We start from the raw sequence: 15,642 nt of genomic DNA on the forward strand, positions 1-15,642 counted from the left end.
ATTTCTTAGATGATCTTCAAAATCGGGTTTATTTTATCGATGTTATTGGTAACATGTTACCCGTAACTTGAGTGGTTGTGAACCACTGAATCAAGAATTCATCAAAGCACCATGTTCTGCACAGCAACAAAGTTGTTCCGGTTTTAGAGAACGGGCTGTGCCATGGAGAGGGGAGAGAAATGGAACAAACTATCGAAAGCAAACTGAGTGCGATGAAGGTTGTGCCGGTTATAGCGATCAAAGATGCTGACAAAGCACAGCCACTGGCCAAAGTGCTGGTTGAAAACGGTTTACCGTGTGCAGAAATTACGTTTCGTACAGAAGCTGCGGTCAAGTCAATCCGCCTGATGCGCGAGGCTTACCCTGAAATGCTAATTGGTGCCGGTACGGTATTGACCACCGAGCAGGTTGATCAAGCTGTCGAAGCCGGTGCTGATTTTATTGTGAGCCCGGGGCTGAACCCGGCGACGGTAGCGTATTGCCAACAGAAGAATGTTGCCGTTATCCCAGGTGTGAATAACCCAAGCCTGGTTGAACTGGCGATGTCGCTTGGTCTGAAAACCCTGAAGTTCTTCCCCGCGGAGCCTTCTGGTGGTATCGGCATGCTAAAAGCGCTATCGGCGGTTTATCCGGTTGAGTTTATGCCTACCGGTGGCATTAGCCCTGCCAACGTGGCTGACTATCTGGCACTGGAAAAAGTGATCGCCTGTGGCGGCACCTGGATGGTACCGAATAATTTGATTGATCAAGGCGACTGGCAAGCCATTGGTCAACTGGTGAGTGAAATCAACCAGTAAGCAAAACAACAAATTGTTGGTCACCAGTATTTACATTTTATCGGGTGACATTTAACGCATTTTAATGGGGAATAGGCCGCATAACACGCTAGCCAACTATTCTCCGTACACGCAGGAGTTGAGAAGATGTCTAAAGATTTCAGCGCGGTAGCCCGCTCGGTTGTCGAAAAATTGGGGGGAGCAAGCAATGTTGTCGCACTGACTCATTGTATGACTCGTCTACGTTTTGTTTTGAAAGATGAAGCGAAAGTGGATGCCGCAGCCTTGAAAGGCATAAAGGGTGTAATGGGCATCGTTCATAACGGTGAGCAGTGCCAGGTTATCATTGGTAACAATGTAGCTGCTGCCTACAAAGAAGTGATGAAGCTATGTAACTTTGATGGCGCGTCTTCTGACGACACACCGGCACCGAAGGTAAAGCTAACACCTAAAGTGATTGGGGCTAAAATGCTGGATGCATTGGTTGGCACCATGTCACCGTTGATCCCGGCAATTATCGGTGGCTCGATGGTGAAGCTTGCCGCAATGCTACTGCTGATGTTCAATATTTATGAGTCCGATCACTCAACCATTATCCTGCTGAACACGATTGGTGACGGCGCCTTCTTCTTCCTACCAATTATGGTAGCGGCATCGGCTGCAATTAAATTCAAAACCAACATGTCTCTAGCTATCGGTATTGCCGGTGTGCTGGTACACCCGAACTTCATCGATCTAATGGCACAGGCTGCTGATGGCCGTGCAGTAGAACTTTTCGGCATCCCTGTAACATCTGTTCGTTATACCTACACCGTAATCCCAGTTCTGATCATGACGTGGATCCAATCGTACATTGAACGTTGGGTTGATAGCATTACGCCTGCTGTGACGAAGAACTTCTTGAAACCAATGTTGATTGTGTTGATTGCCGCACCGATTGGTATCCTGTTTGTCGGCCCTATGGGGATTTGGATTGGTACTGCAATTTCTACACTTGTCTACGCTATCCACGGTGCTCTAGGTCCTCTAGCTGTTGCTATCATGGGCGCATTGTGGCCTCTATTGGTACTTACCGGTATGCACCGTGTATTTACACCAACAATCATCCAAACTATCGCTGAAACCGGTACCGAGGGCATGGTAATGCCATCAGAAATCGGTGCAAACATCGGTATGGGCGGTGCGTGTCTGGCTGTTGCTTGGAAGACCAAAAATATTGCACTGAAACAAACGTCTATGGCGGCGGGTGCATCAGCACTGATGGCTGGTATCTCTGAGCCAGCGCTTTACGGTGTTCTGGTTCGCCTAAAGCGTCCTCTGATTGCAACGCTGATCACCGGCTTTATCGTGGGTGGCCTTGCGGGTATGGCCGGAATTGCGAGCCACTCAATGGCGGCACCAAGCCTGTTCACCAGTGTCCAATTTATTGATGTGAATGATCCGATGAGCCTAGTGTGGGTTCTGGGTCTGATGGCACTGTCTGTTGTTCTTTCTTTTGTACTGACACTCGTTCTTGGCTTTGAAGATATCCCTAACGATGAGGATGAATCAAACCCAACAGCTGCAAAAGAGTCGGCGAAAGAAGAAGCAAAAGAAGTTGATGCACTGGCCCCAGCAAAACCAGCTACGGCTTAGTGTTCTCTAACGCATGAAAAAATGAGCCACCTCTTACCGAGGTGGCTTTGCAATAATTCGCGGTACGTACGGTAATTAGCAAAAAACAAGAGGCAAACCATGTCTGATATTACATTCCCGGAAGGGTTTCTGTGGGGCGGCGCGATTGCGGCTAACCAATCTGAAGGTGCTTACCGTGAAGGCGGTAAGGGACTAACGACTGTAGATATGATCCCTTACGGTGAAAACCGGATGCCAGTAAAACTGGGTCAGGTTGATTCGGTTGAACTTGATTCGGACGAATTCTATCCAAGCCATCAGGCAATTGATTTCTATCACCGCTACAAAGAAGACATCGCGATGCTGGCCGAGATGGGCTTCAAAGTGTTCCGCATGTCAATTGCATGGGCGCGTATTTTCCCGAACGGTGATGAAGAAGCCCCAAACCAAGCGGGTATCGACTTCTATCGCTCTGTGTTTGAAGAGTGTAAGAAATACGGTATCGAGCCATTGGTCACTCTTTGCCACTTTGACGTACCGATGCATTTGGTTAACGAGTACGGCTCTTGGCGTAACCGCAAGATGATCGCATTCTTTGAGCGCTATGCCCGTACTTGTTTCGAAGCGTTTGATGGCTTGGTTAAATATTGGCTGACCTTCAACGAAATTAACATTTTGCTGGCCAGTCCATTTTCAGGTGCAGGTATTCTTTTCCAGGAAGACGAAAACCACGATCAGGTGAAATACCAAGCCGCTCACCACGAGTTGGTGGCGAGTGCGTTGGTGACCAAGATTGCCCATGAGATCAACCCGGAAAACCAAGTTGGTTGTATGTTGGCGGGCGGTCAGTTCTACCCTTATTCATGCAAGCCGGAAGATGTGTTCACGGCGATGCAGAAAGATCGCGAAAACTTGTTCTTCATTGATGTGCAGTCACGCGGTTACTACCCATCTTATGCTCAGAAGGTGTTTGATGAAAAAGGCGTGAAGCTGGAGATTCATGACGAAGACTATGAAATTCTGAAAAATACCGTCGATTTCATCTCGTTTAGCTATTACGCCTCGCGCTGCGCATCTGCCGATATGAACGAAGGCAATACCAGCGCAGCCAACGTAGTGAAATCGATCAAGAACCCACACTTGGAAGCCAGCGACTGGGGTTGGGTAATTGACCCGCTTGGCCTTCGTATCACCATGAACTCATTGTTTGACCGTTACCAAAAGCCATTGTTCTTGGTGGAAAACGGTTTGGGTGCTAAAGACACTATCGATGAGAACGGTGAGATCAATGATGACTACCGCATTGATTACCTACGCTCTCACGTTGAAGCGATGAAAGACGCGATTGCTGACGGTGTGCCGTTGATGGGTTACACCCCATGGGGCTGTATTGATCTTGTGGCTGCATCAACCGGTGAAATGAGCAAACGTTATGGCTTTATCTATGTGGACCGCGATAACGAAGGCAACGGTAGTTTGGATCGTACCCCCAAAAAATCCTTCTACTGGTATAAGAAAGTCATTGCGAGCAATGGTGAAGATCTTGCTTAACCCAAACAAGAAAATCTGTTTGGGATAAATGTGTTCTGTTGTCTGAGGGGAAACTCTGACAGTTTGCCGGTAAGTCCTCGTTAATCGAGGATTTACCGGCTTTTTTGATCTATTTAGGTAGATGACTTTCCAATATGGTTATGACTGGAAGGCGAGTAGGCTACCAAAGGCAATTAATCCGGCGCCACAGGCTTGGTTCAGCCGTTTTTTCAGTCGTTGCATGGTTGATTGCAGTGAGGCTGAAGTAAATATAATCGACACAAGACAGAACCAAACTCCGTGCAGAGCGACCATGTACCCACCCACCGTATACCAAAGCTTGGGCATTTTCGGTGCTGTCCGGGGCGACCAGTTGGCTGAAAATACTTAAGAAGAACAACATTGTTTTAGGGTTTAGGACATTGCATAGAAAGCCCTGCGCAAAAAAGCGACTTGGACGTGTCTCTGAAGAGCTTGAATCAATACTGCCTAAGCTTTCGTTTGCCGTCATCAAGCCTTTGATGCCGAGGTAGATCAAATAGCCTGAGCCAGCATAACGGATTGCATTGAATAGCACTTCATTCTGTGAGATGAGGTAACTCATCCCTAACATGGAGTAGCTAATGTGGACAAAGATTGATGCACTGATCCCTGCCGCTGTCCATAATCCAGCCTGTCTTCCTCTTCCTATACTGTTCTTTAAAACTAAAACAAAGTCAGCTCCCGGGCTGATAACGATTAAAATACCGAGTAAGGCTAAGCTGAATAATTCCACGTCGACTCCTGTTTCACCATGAGTGTGAATTGAATAGGCATGATTGTAGGGCAGGTTTATGATCGCTATAATCGAAAAAGTCTCTTTGCAACTGTGAGTAAAGTTCACATATGCGGCACTTAAAGGCGTTCCATATTTTCCACATAGCAGCTTCATCCCCCAGTTTGAGTGAAGCGGCAAATCGGCTCAATATTACCCACGGTGCGGTCAGTAAGCAGATCAAAGTGCTGGAAGGGTATTTGGGCCAAGCTTTGTTTTATAAACAAGGTCGTCACCTATACTTGACCCAAGAGGGGGAATTGCTTAAGCAATATACGCATACTGCGTTCGCCGCTCTTGATGACGGTGTCAGCCAATTGAAGCGAAGTCATCAGCAGTATCTGGAAATATCCTGTGAGCCAACGTTAACCATGCGCTGGTTAATGCCGCGGTTGACTGACTTCCATAATGAGGTGGAAGGTGCGGATATTCGCCTATCAACAGCCGGTGGAGCAGTGGCGCTTGGGGCGACAGGGTTATCGCTGGCAATTCGTCGGGATGATTTCAAGATCGAGTATGAGTATAACAAGGTAGCATTGGTGGACGAATGGGTAGGGCCAGTATTCTCGCCTGATTATTGGCAGCAGGTTCGTCATGATTATTCGCAAATCAAGCTACTCCATAGCCAAACAAGGCGTTCTGCATGGGAAGATTGGGTCACCCGCTCAGGTTGCAATGAGTTGGAAGGCTGCAGTAATCAAACCTTCGCGCACTTCTACTTCTGTTTCCAGGCTGCGGTAGATGGTTTGGGAGGGGCGCTAGGATCATATCCGTTAGTCGTCGATGACTTGAAAAGGGGAAATTTAATCGCCCCGTTTGGTTTTACCCCGTCGGGTCATAAGTACATATTACTCTCTCAAAAACGTACCCCAAGTGACTTGGAATACCGCTTTATCCAGTGGCTGGTTGAGAGCTTGTCAGGATGTGTGCCGACAGAAGATGAAGCGAATGGCCTTAGTGGAATGGCTTTCTAATGTGTGTCAGCCCTATTCCATGCATGGTCATGGCAACCTGCATGGAATAGGGCAGAAGACAGAAACGAGAAGTTATTTCACGTCATCAAATGTCGCACTATCGAGTAGCGCGGCGATAGTCTCTTCAAAGTTGAGGCCTGCTTCCTTTGCCGCCATTGGAAACACGCTACGGGTGGTCATGCCCGGTACGGTATTCATCTCAATCAGCCAGACTTTTCCCTTGTCATCCAAGAAAGTATCAACACGGCCCCAGCCTCGGCATCCCAAGGTTTTATAGGCGGCCAGTGCTGCTTCCTGCATAAGTTTTTCTTGTTCTTCGGTTAAGTCTGAGGGGCAGTGATACGTCGCGCTTTGATCGCCGAATTTTGCATCCCAGTCAAAAAACGTATCTGACTTGATTTGAACAACCGGGAGTGCTTTGCCATCAAGGATTGCGCAGGTGTACTCTCTGCCGGTAATAAACTGTTCGACCAGGATCTCGTCATCATATTCGAACGCATCAATAAGTGCATTGAAGAGCTCTTCTGATGAGGAAGCCTTTGACACGCCGATACTGCAGCCTTGGTTGAGCGGCTTGACGACGACAGGATAGGACAAATCTGCCAGTGTTGCTTTGATGGTGTCGGTTGGAGTGTGTTTGTTTACCTTGATCCAATCAGCCGTTAGAAGGCCGTTTGAACGCCAAATTTCTTTAGTTTTCAATTTGTTTAGAGAAAGAGATGAAGCAAGTAGTCCGCTACCGGTATAGGGGATTTTAAGCAAGTCCAGTAAGGCCTGAATATGACCGCTTTCTCCCATACCGCCATGAAGGGCAATGAACACTTTGTCGAGGTTAAAGAAGCCCTGCAAGGTGATATCAATATGGCGGGGATCAATCTTGATGGCTTCATGTCCCAGAGACTCAACGGCATCGGCTATGCAATTGCCCGATTTTAACGAGACTGCACGCTCACTTGAATCTCCACCGTATAAAATTCCAATTCTCATGGTTGTTGTTCCGATTAAGCTTTGTTGTATAAAAATTCAAAAAAGAAAACGTAAGCAGTCTTTTGCTTTGAAAATGTCGCACTATTTAGTGATATAAAATTTCTTGTATAGTGTTTAGTAGCTTATTGTAATGAGTTGTATTATTTTTTGGGCTGACGTGCATCAAAAGTATGACAATGTGTGCGACTTTATTTTCATCACAGAGAATGTTGTCTTATTTTTGAGCAGGGGATGAATTTCTTTTCAGCTAACTTGAAATAAACATCCTGCTAGGTAACCGTAATGAACAGACAGAAAAGTTTGATCAAACCAATTGGTAATTGGGTAATCACGTTATGCATTGGGCTGTTTTCGTCGATTGTGTCGGCATTGGACTTTGAACATTTTCCGTTGGACACCTTGGATAATACGGTAGCCAAAGGTGTTAAGGCCGAAGTGGTTGAGTACCATGGCCAAAAAGGAATACATGTGTCGGTGTCACCGGAGCATAAATCGCAGGCACAAGGGGGCTGCGACAATTGTACCTACCTTGCTTTGCAGACGCTTTCGTTCCGTGACGGTACGATTGAGCTATTGATGGCGGGTGAGCCACAACAGCAAGCCTCTGAGACGGCAAATGGCGAGTCAGCCAACGGTTTTGTCGGTATTGTCTTTCGGGTCAGTGAAGATAAATCAAAGTACGAAGGGGTTTACTTACGTCCAGTTAATGCGATGTCGGAAGATGAAGCGCAGCGAGAGTTAACGATTCAGTATTTTTCTTATCCCGACCATTCTGGGGATGTGCTGAGAGAAAGCGCTCCGGGCCAGTATGAAACAGCTGCGAAGATACGCCCCGGCCAGTGGTTTAAATTAACGGCTGAAATAAATAACAACCAAGCGATTTTTTATATCGATGGTGAAAAAGTGTTGGTGGTTGAGCGCTTGTTCCACGGCTCAGAGCACAAAGGGGTCATCGGATTGATTACCCAGCCTGGGAATGATGCCTATTTTTCTGATCTGCAAATCAAGCACAGCCAGTAGCTAGCTGGTGGATGGTCATAAAAAAAGAGCAAGGCCATCAAATGGCCTTGCTCTTTTTGGATGAGCGTCTCGTCCTAAAATTCGTTGACGGTTTAACTTGTTACAGGCTCGGCAGCCATAACAGGCTTGCTCTTGCGAACCGCAAAGGCACAGAAGGCCAGGAACCAAAGACCACTTACAGCAACACCCGCCCAAGCAGAATGAGTGTAACCGATAGCGAGGTAACCCAGTAGGGCACCGAAAGCAACCGAACATGCGTACGGTAGCTGGGTCATAACATGGTCCATATGGTGACAGCCGGCACCGGTCGCCGACAGGATACTGGTGCTTGAAATTGGCGAACTGTGATCCCCAAATACTGCGCCAGCCAATACAGCGGATAGCATAGGAAGCAGTAGTGCAATGTCACTGGCTGCAGCAATATCACCGGCTAGCGGTAACATGATCCCGAAGGTGCCCCAGCTGGTGCCGGTAGCAAACGCCATTGCACAAGACAGTAGGAAGACAACCGCTGGAAGCAGCTCAACAGGCAGGTTGCCGTTTGACATTGAAGCGAGGTAAATACCGGTTTGCATGTCACGGACAACGGCACCAATAGTCCAAGCAAAGAACAGGATGATGATCGCTGGCATCATAGCAGAAATACCCTGTGGTGCCGCTTTCATCCAGCTGTCCGTACCCAACTTCAGGCGAAGAGCCAGTGTAATAGAAACCACTAGGCTACAAATCGCACCGTATACCAGTGAGGAGCCCACATCAGTGTTCTCGAATGAGCCAATTACGCTGAAGGCTTCGCTTTTGGCAGCAAGTACATCTGCGCCCGATTGCACCATGAAAAAGACTGTCGCCATCGTCAGGGTCAGGATAGGCAATACCATGTCGATCATGCCGCCTTTGGCTGATTCTGGTACTTCAACCTCCAAACCAGCAGGTTTGCCCTTGGATTCATCCCATAGCTTGCCTTCCAGTGCCCATTTCTCATGCTTGCGCATTGGGCCGATATCAAGTTGGAAGGCAATAACACACAGCACCATGACCAAAGTGAATACCGCATACAGGTTCATTGGCATCATCTCGACAAAGGCCGAGATCGGGCTCTGATCCGTCACACCGTGAGCCATCATGATGCCGCCAACTAGGGCGATGATATAGGCACCCCATGACGAGATCGGCATTAGCACACACACTGGTGCTGCGGTTGAATCAAGCAAGTAGGCCAATTTGGCACGTGAGATATTGAAACGGTCGGTGACTGGGCGACAGATGGCACCCACAGACAGGCTGTGGAAGAAGTCATCAATAAAGAAGATGAAGACCATCAAACCGGTTAGGGACTTGGCACTGCGGCGATCTTTACAGCGTACCGCTGCCCAGTCGGCGAACGCTTGGGTTGCACCTGATACACTCATCAAGCTGATAAGCGCACCAAGCAGTAACATGAAGATGATCATGTTGACGTTGTCACCGTTCATTGCGCCATCAACCCAGACAATCGCCAGGACTTTTTCAACCAAGTACTGCAAAGATTCTAATGGTGAATATTGGTTTAGCATCATGGCACCGGCAAAGATACCGGATCCAAGGGAAAGCAAAACCCGCCTAGTAGTAACGGCAAGGATAACAGCCAGCATGGCAGGGACAACGGACAATAGAGAGTCCGAAAAATCTACAAGGTTCATGATCTCATCACACCTACAACTTAAAGGTGGAGATCTACCGAAAGGAAGTGTAACTAAGACGAAGATAGGTATGACTTGTTACCCCCTCAGGTAGCGCTCCATAGGTAAATACTATGGCAGTTCTATGCCTATTCGACACAGACCCAGCGACTGAGTTGATAGCTGCAGTCACTTCGGCGCTGACTCCTTTCTCCGGCTTCACAGGTATCACCCTCTGCTCGGTTACTTTTAGGCAGCGCGCCTCTACTGATTTAGGGAATATCACCGTTAATCCTACTGGTTTTTGGTGATAAGTCTAACATTATATACGGCTGAATAATTATGTCAGCTAATAATCAGCTTTTTTCATCGTGTTCATTAGAATGTTGGTTTGTACAGTTGCCCCCTTTTCTTGATTATCCCACTTACCCACTATGGGATTTTATTTTAAGGAGCTCACGTGTTTTCTCGTAAACACTTTGAATTGATCGACAAGCCGACGTTCTTCGGGGCGTTGGGTATGTTGATCTCGGTTGTGGTGCCCTTGCTGCTGTTTCCAGTGCAAGGTGCCGAATGGATTGCCATCGCCAAAACTTTTATGACCGACAAGCTCGGTTTCCTTTATTTGTCGCTCGGTGTCGCTGCATTTTTCTTTATGATTTACATCGTTTTTTCTGACATTGGCCAAATCAAGTTGGGGGACCCTGATGAAAAGCCTGAATTTACCACGGCTTCCTGGGCAGCGATGCTGTTCTGTGGTGGTATCGGTGCCAGTATCCTGTACTGGGGAACGATAGAGTGGGCTTATTATTACCAAGCCCCTCCGTTCCAGCTTGAGCCGGGGAGTGAAGAGGCGGTTCGCTGGGCCGCAACTTATGGTTTGTTTCACTGGGGACCGATTGCTTGGTCTATCTACTTAGTACCGGCCCTGCCGATTGCGTACTTCTTTTATGTTCGTAAGCAGCCAGTGCTAAAAGTATCGGCGGCGTTGATGCCGGTGATTGGTGAAGCCCGCAGCTATGGCTGGTTGGGCAAGGTCATTGATGTGCTGTTTATCTTTGGTCTTCTCGGTGGTGGTGCGACAACGCTTGGCCTTGCCGCTCCCTTGATCACCGAAGGTGCTCACTATCTCTTTGGCGTACCAAAAGACACTGTGACCCAGATTATTGTGTTGATGCTCTGTACTGCGATCTTTGCGTACTCGGCCTACGCCGGGATGGAAAAAGGGATCAAGTTCCTCAGTAATATCAACTTTTGGGGCGCGCTTGGCTTATTGGCCTTTGTGTTGATCTCTGGTCCCACCATTTTCATGCTGGAAACCGGGCTTGATTCACTGGGCCGTATGTTGTCGAACTTCTTTGTAATGGCGACATGGGCTGAACCGTTCGGCGGCTATGGCTCTTTTGAAAATACCCATTTCCCACAGGACTGGACCATTTTCTACTGGGCGTGGTGGCTGGTGTTCGCACCGAGCATGGGCTTGTTTGTTGCGCGGATCTCCCGTGGCCGTACTATCAAGCAAATGGTAACGGGGTCGATCTTCTTTGGGTCGATGGGCTGCTTTTTGTTCTTCATGATTTTGGGTAACTACGGTCTATCGTTGCAGCTGTCAGGCGCGCTGGATGTCGTTGGTATCCTTAACAGTGAAGGGGCGACCAAAGCCATTTTCTCAATCCTTGAGCAACTGCCATACAGCACCGCTGTTATTGCTGCATTCACGCTATTGTGTTTAATTTTCACAGCGACTACGTTTGACTCGATCTCTTATATCTTGGCATCGGTGGTACAGAACAATGTGACGGAAGACCCAATGCGCTGGAACCGCTTGTTCTGGGCCTTTGCATTGTCATTTATGCCTTCGGTATTACTGTTCATGGGGGGCTTATCGACCCTACAGACCGCAGCCATTGTTGGTGGTCTGCCGCTGTTGGTTATTGCGGTGATGCTGATGATATCGGCGGTGAAGGCGGCGAAGCTTGATCTGACCCACCAGGAAGGCTACGAAGATCCGGTAATTAATATCGAGGAGTTGCCAGATGTTGACCCTTGGTCGAAAGAAGGAATGGCGCTGACCAAGTTTGACGAGCTGAAAGACATCGCGATGGCCGCTGCAGAAGCTGAACGTGAAGCCTTGTATAAAGTGTGGAAGCTGAAGAAAAAGATGCGTGCCGAAGCCATGGCGAATGGCGAGTCTGCTTTTGAACTTAGCGAGGCGCCACAAGAGCGACTGGATCAACTCCAGCAGTTGATGGATGACGCCATGTCAGCAAAAGAGAATAAATTGGCGGCTTCGGAAGAAGCACAGGAAGCGCGTAAGGTGTTTGATGAACTGATGCGAAGCCGCCTTGAAGCGATGGTGGATCAAGCCGTTTAATTAATGGTGCCGCCCTTTGAGCTGGAGGGCGGCAAGCAATCAGAATGTTATTCATCGTTGTGATTGGCGCAAGGGGAATGCTCTGATAAGGCCCACTGTTTTTACCAAACAGTGGGCCTTTTTTTCAACGGTTATTGACTTATGAGTGTTTTCATTAGGTCAAAAACGTTAGTGTTATCGATATAGTCACCCGTTGCGCCAGTGTTGTTGTATTTATCAGCATATTGCGGGTCATTGCCGTTGATATATTGATTGATCAACTCAGTGCCGGCACCTCTGAGGTAGACACGAACCAGTTCATTGGTGTGGTCACCACTGTAGTATTTCACTGTTGGCATGACGTGCTTGCCTGGGTTTTCTACTGGGGCATAAGCATTTTGGTCTGAGCTACCACCCAGCACATAAGAGTTGCCGTGGTCGGTAGTCACGATAAGCAGGGTCTCCTCCCAGCTACTCTCTTTTTCGACCCAGTCTGCGACGGCCTGCACCGAGTTATTGAAATCAACCTGCTCTTCAATAATTCGAGCGGTGTCATTAGCATGTGCCGCCCAGTCTACAGCTCCACCTTCAACCATCAGGAAGAAGCCCTTTTCATTCTGGCTGAGATAATTGATAGCTCCCTGAGTCATTGTTTTCAGGCTGGGTTGGTTTGCCAGGAATGGACAGCCGTAAGCCGTTTGCTTTTGTTCGGTAGTACAGTTTGAACGACTCTGTTGCAGGGTTGAGTCGTTTGGTACCAAGCCAAAAAGCGGTCCCTCCATCGTGTTGTTATCCGCGGTGTTGTTCGCCAGGCGTTCAAACGCCTCTTTTGTTTCGATTAACGTCCAAGGCTGGGAGGCACCTTCGGCAAACATAGCTCCCTCTTTGACCATGCGCCAGTCACTTTCGCTGAGGTATTTGTGATTATGAGCCGCGTGCGGTGCGCCGTTGTTATCAAATTCAGGGTGGCCTGCGCCCATGATCAAGTCGGCCATACCGCCGGTCAGCATCTTGCTACCCAGGGTGGCGTATTCATTGCGGCTGGTATGTTGGGCACCAAAGACCGCTGGTGTGGCATGGTTGAATTGAACGGATGTCACGATGCCTGAAGAACGGCCACTGCGACGTGCTATTTGCGAGATAGTCTCAAGTGGCTGGCCGCAGTAATCAACACTGATCGCACTGTTATAGGTTTTTCGACCTGTTGCCAGTGCAGTGCCTGCGGCAGCGGAGTCTGTAGCCCCTTTGTTGATATAGCTGTAACCCGAAAATGGTCGGGTGTAGTTACCAGAGACTTCATCAACGATGGTTTCATCCCACACCTTTTCAGCATCATAACTGATTTCAGGTGTTTCATCTGTCGTACAGTCTGCCGGATTGCTAGTGCTGTTTAGCGGGAAGGTAGTCATTGCCAAGCGCGTATCTATATCAACGTAGGGCGCTACATCGTTCAGTTTCTCGCCGTGCGTCCAATAAGTCGAAACATCCCAAGCCCCATCACTGGCACCATCAGTAATCATCAGAATGACATTTTTAACTGCGGGTACCGTGCCATCTTTCGCGTTATTGTCACTGCTGGAGTTACACCCTGTGATAAGAGCGGCACCAACCAATAGTGCGATGCATGATTTATGTGTATGAAAAAACATATCTTTTTACTCCCTGTTAAGATGGTGGGAGTGTAACCTTAAGACTGTGACGGTTGTGTTAACAATGAAGCGAGCGACGTTGCAAAAAGGAATCATATTGATCTAGATCTTCCGATTGGCGAGGTTCATCAAATTGATAACTAGCATTAATTTGATGGTAACAAGCTGAGTATTCTCGTTTGCAGCATATTAGGGATACGGTGCTCTATCAAAGAAGGTGAACAGTCATTTTATTTTCGGTTAGATACCCAAGCGTAACCAATAGCCTTAATCGGAAAAATGCCGAGTCATTACGACTCGGCATTTTTATTCATCCAAGATAAATCGGTATTAGATTTGATCGATGACCGATCTTACCGCAGCCAGTACATCCTGGCCGAAGGCCACGCTGCGTTCTGGTGACCAGCCGTAGAACTCATCAGGATGGCTGATGTGATCCTTAAATGGCATCTCGATAGTGTAAGACAGGCACTTGAATTGCTCTGCGACCCAGTTAGAACCAATCGTCAGGTTGGCTTTGCCCGGCTCGTCTTTGTCGTAGCCGTGTGCAACCTGAAACTCAGGAGTAATGGTCAATAGAGCCGCCTTGAAAGCATTCTCCAGTGCGGCATGACGTTCATTGTACGACGGGATCCCCTCACTGCCTGCCACGAAGTTATATGGAATAGCCTCGTCGCCGTGGATATCTAGGAACATGTCTACACCGGTTGCGAGCATACGCTCACGCACAAGGAACACCTCAGGGCTCTTTTCCATCGATGGAGATTGCCATTCACGGTTGAGGTTGACGCCAATCGCATTGGTGCGAAGGTGGCCACGAATACTGCCATCCGGGTTCATGTTCGGCACAATGTGGAACACGGCTTTATCCAGCAGGGCTTTTCCGACAGTATCGGTATCATCGAGCAGGCGCTGCAACAAGCCTTCGATAAACCACTCAGCCATGGTTTCCCCAGGGTGCTGGCGACCAATGATCCAGATGTTTTTCTTCCCTTCTGACGGCTCACCAATGTTCAGTAAGCTCATATCGTTACCATCGAGGGTTGAACCAAGGGTTTCCAGTTTACAGTTGAACTGGGTTTGGGCTTGGTGTAGTAAATCTTGGTGGCGGTCATAACTAAATGGGGCGAAGTAAGCGAAATACATCGAGCCGTATTCTGGAACCACTTTAAAGCTTAAGGTATCGCCATCAAAATCGGATGGAATACGGAACCACTCTTCCCTATCGTAAGAAGCAACGACATCATAGTCTTGCCAGCCTTCAGGATAAGCTGATTTTGCCAAGTTTAAGATTGAAAACTGATGTTGAAGCTGGGGCTGGCTTTCCAGACGGAAATGAAACCACTGCGAGATGTCTGATTGGTTATCAGCTGGGATAGTCAGTTGGATGTTGTCTGGCGAATCGGCACTGACGATATGGATGTTACCACTTTCGAAATTGCTGAAAATTTTCATTGTTATCAATCTTATGTTTGTTGAGGTGAAAAGAGGTTAGCAATAACTATAGCCTTTCTGAAGCAAATAACTGTTACAGAACTTCGATAAGGGGATTAGTGGCATTTTATGATTTCATCATTTCGGTATGACTTGTCGCTGCGGTACCATGGGCAAAAATGCTAAAGAGGAAGGTAAAGTGGCTTTTCATTATGTTGCGCGTGGATTGATCCGTGATGGCGACCATATCCTTTTGGTAAGGGCGATTGGCGATAACATGACGTTCTTGCCCGGTGGACATATTGAGTTTGGCGAATCAGCACCGGTAGCCTTGGCGCGAGAGTTGGGCGAGGAAGCTTCGATTGAAGCCAGCATTGGGACATTTGTGGGGGCGGTGGAAAATGAATGGCTGCTTGATGGTCAACCTCAAGCCGAGATCAACCTGATTTTTGAGGTTGAAACATGCTTATCATATAGACAACTTGTGGTATCAAATGAACCCCACCTTGAGTTTTTGTGGGTGCCTTGTGCTGAAATTGAGCAATGGAACCTTTTTCCTGAGTCCCTTCGTCAATTGGTTAGCCATAATCAAACACCTAAACAAGCATTTTGGGGCTCTGGAATCTCTTAATAATCAAAGTGAACCCCTCTTTTTTTGATATTTATTGTACGTTAATTGAGTTGTTGAGCCTTGTTTGCCTGATGTGTGAGCAAACAAACAGTTTGGGGGTTTACATAAGCTAATAAGCTTTATAATATACGCCGCACTTACGGAGAGATGGCTGAGTGGTTGAAAGCACCGGTCTTGAAAACCGGCATACGTTTGTAGCGTA

11 protein-coding genes, 1 pseudogene and 1 riboswitch are annotated in these 15,642 nt (G+C 47.8%); of the genes and pseudogenes, 7 read left to right on the forward strand and 5 right to left on the reverse strand.

Translation table 11 applies throughout. The features are described 5' to 3' along the window. Positions 1 to 179: 179 nt before the first annotated feature. The 3 genes from ACVA58_RS10665 (at position 180) to ACVA58_RS10675 (ending at position 3,941) form a co-directional block, all read left to right on the forward strand. Positions 180 to 797: a bifunctional 4-hydroxy-2-oxoglutarate aldolase/2-dehydro-3-deoxy-phosphogluconate aldolase gene (locus tag ACVA58_RS10665; RefSeq protein ID WP_446510424.1), complete on the forward strand. Its 618-nt coding sequence runs from the start codon at positions 180 to 182 to the stop codon at positions 795 to 797. Between the two features lie 126 nt (positions 798 to 923). Further along, a complete protein-coding gene (gene ascF, locus ACVA58_RS10670; RefSeq protein WP_446510425.1) occupies positions 924 to 2,411 on the forward strand; it encodes a PTS cellobiose/arbutin/salicin transporter subunit IIBC in 1,488 nt (495 codons plus the stop codon). Between the two features lie 99 nt (positions 2,412 to 2,510). Continuing rightward, a complete protein-coding gene (locus tag ACVA58_RS10675) occupies positions 2,511 to 3,941 on the forward strand; it encodes a 6-phospho-beta-glucosidase (RefSeq protein WP_446510426.1) in 1,431 nt (476 codons plus the stop codon). A 138-nt stretch (positions 3,942 to 4,079) separates the two neighbouring features. Here ACVA58_RS10675 and ACVA58_RS10680 read toward each other — a convergent pair. Next, positions 4,080 to 4,695, reverse strand: a pseudogene (locus tag ACVA58_RS10680) (LysE family translocator). Between the two features lie 110 nt (positions 4,696 to 4,805). Between ACVA58_RS10680 and ACVA58_RS10685 the strand changes: the two are divergent. Next, positions 4,806 to 5,708, forward strand: coding sequence for a LysR family transcriptional regulator (locus ACVA58_RS10685; protein ID WP_446510427.1), 903 nt, complete (start codon positions 4,806 to 4,808; stop codon positions 5,706 to 5,708). Between the two features lie 72 nt (positions 5,709 to 5,780). Here ACVA58_RS10685 and ACVA58_RS10690 read toward each other — a convergent pair whose 3' ends face one another. Next, positions 5,781 to 6,695: a D-alanine--D-alanine ligase family protein gene (locus tag ACVA58_RS10690; protein ID WP_446510428.1), complete on the reverse strand. Its 915-nt coding sequence runs from the start codon at positions 6,693 to 6,695 to the stop codon at positions 5,781 to 5,783. 282 nt (positions 6,696 to 6,977) lie between these two features. Between ACVA58_RS10690 and ACVA58_RS10695 the strand changes: the two genes are divergently transcribed. Continuing rightward, positions 6,978 to 7,715, forward strand: coding sequence for a family 16 glycoside hydrolase (locus tag ACVA58_RS10695; protein ID WP_446510429.1), 738 nt, complete (start codon positions 6,978 to 6,980; stop codon positions 7,713 to 7,715). A 92-nt stretch (positions 7,716 to 7,807) separates the two neighbouring features. Here ACVA58_RS10695 and ACVA58_RS10700 read toward each other — a convergent pair whose 3' ends face one another. Then, positions 7,808 to 9,394 (reverse strand): Na+/H+ antiporter NhaC family protein, encoded by a 1,587-nt coding sequence (locus ACVA58_RS10700; RefSeq protein ID WP_446510430.1) that lies wholly within the window; start codon positions 9,392 to 9,394, stop codon positions 7,808 to 7,810. 83 nt (positions 9,395 to 9,477) lie between these two features. Further along, positions 9,478 to 9,648: riboswitch (Lysine riboswitch) on the reverse strand. Positions 9,649 to 9,833: 185 nt separating this feature from the next. Between ACVA58_RS10700 and ACVA58_RS10705 the strand changes: the two genes are divergently transcribed. Continuing rightward, positions 9,834 to 11,747, forward strand: a complete 1,914-nt coding sequence (locus ACVA58_RS10705; protein WP_446510431.1) for a BCCT family transporter — start codon at positions 9,834 to 9,836, stop codon at positions 11,745 to 11,747. A 131-nt stretch (positions 11,748 to 11,878) separates the two neighbouring features. On the opposite strand, the gene ACVA58_RS10710 is transcribed toward ACVA58_RS10705, so the two are convergent. Together ACVA58_RS10710 and ACVA58_RS10715 are read right to left on the reverse strand one after the other, a co-directional pair. Further along, on the reverse strand, positions 11,879 to 13,375 hold the full coding sequence (locus tag ACVA58_RS10710; protein ID WP_446510432.1) for an alkaline phosphatase: 1,497 nt from the start codon (positions 13,373 to 13,375) through the stop codon (positions 11,879 to 11,881). Between the two features lie 330 nt (positions 13,376 to 13,705). Continuing rightward, positions 13,706 to 14,830: a M14 family metallopeptidase gene (locus ACVA58_RS10715; protein ID WP_446510433.1), complete on the reverse strand. Its 1,125-nt coding sequence runs from the start codon at positions 14,828 to 14,830 to the stop codon at positions 13,706 to 13,708. 178 nt (positions 14,831 to 15,008) lie between these two features. Between ACVA58_RS10715 and ACVA58_RS10720 the strand changes: the two genes are divergently transcribed. Next, complete coding sequence (locus ACVA58_RS10720) at positions 15,009 to 15,440, forward strand: NUDIX domain-containing protein (protein WP_446510434.1); 432 nt, start codon at positions 15,009 to 15,011, stop codon at positions 15,438 to 15,440. Positions 15,441 to 15,642: the final 202 nt, after the last annotated feature.

It is taken from the genome of Photobacterium sp. DNB22_13_2 (assembly GCF_052873915.1).

Excerpts from the sequence above, each read along its gene's own strand:
- ACVA58_RS10665 (WP_446510424.1), top strand. The coding sequence starts at position 180 with ATGGAACAAACTATCGAAAGCAAACTGAGTGCGATGAAGGTTGTGCCG.
- ascF (WP_446510425.1), top strand. The coding sequence starts at position 924 with ATGTCTAAAGATTTCAGCGCGGTAGCCCGCTCGGTTGTCGAAAAATTG.
- ACVA58_RS10675 (WP_446510426.1), top strand. The coding sequence starts at position 2,511 with ATGTCTGATATTACATTCCCGGAAGGGTTTCTGTGGGGCGGCGCGATT.
- ACVA58_RS10685 (WP_446510427.1), top strand. The coding sequence starts at position 4,806 with ATGCGGCACTTAAAGGCGTTCCATATTTTCCACATAGCAGCTTCATCC.
- ACVA58_RS10690 (WP_446510428.1), bottom strand. The coding sequence starts at position 6,695 with ATGAGAATTGGAATTTTATACGGTGGAGATTCAAGTGAGCGTGCAGTC.
- ACVA58_RS10695 (WP_446510429.1), top strand. The coding sequence starts at position 6,978 with ATGAACAGACAGAAAAGTTTGATCAAACCAATTGGTAATTGGGTAATC.
- ACVA58_RS10700 (WP_446510430.1), bottom strand. The coding sequence starts at position 9,394 with ATGAACCTTGTAGATTTTTCGGACTCTCTATTGTCCGTTGTCCCTGCC.
- ACVA58_RS10710 (WP_446510432.1), bottom strand. The coding sequence starts at position 13,375 with ATGTTTTTTCATACACATAAATCATGCATCGCACTATTGGTTGGTGCC.
- ACVA58_RS10715 (WP_446510433.1), bottom strand. The coding sequence starts at position 14,830 with ATGAAAATTTTCAGCAATTTCGAAAGTGGTAACATCCATATCGTCAGT.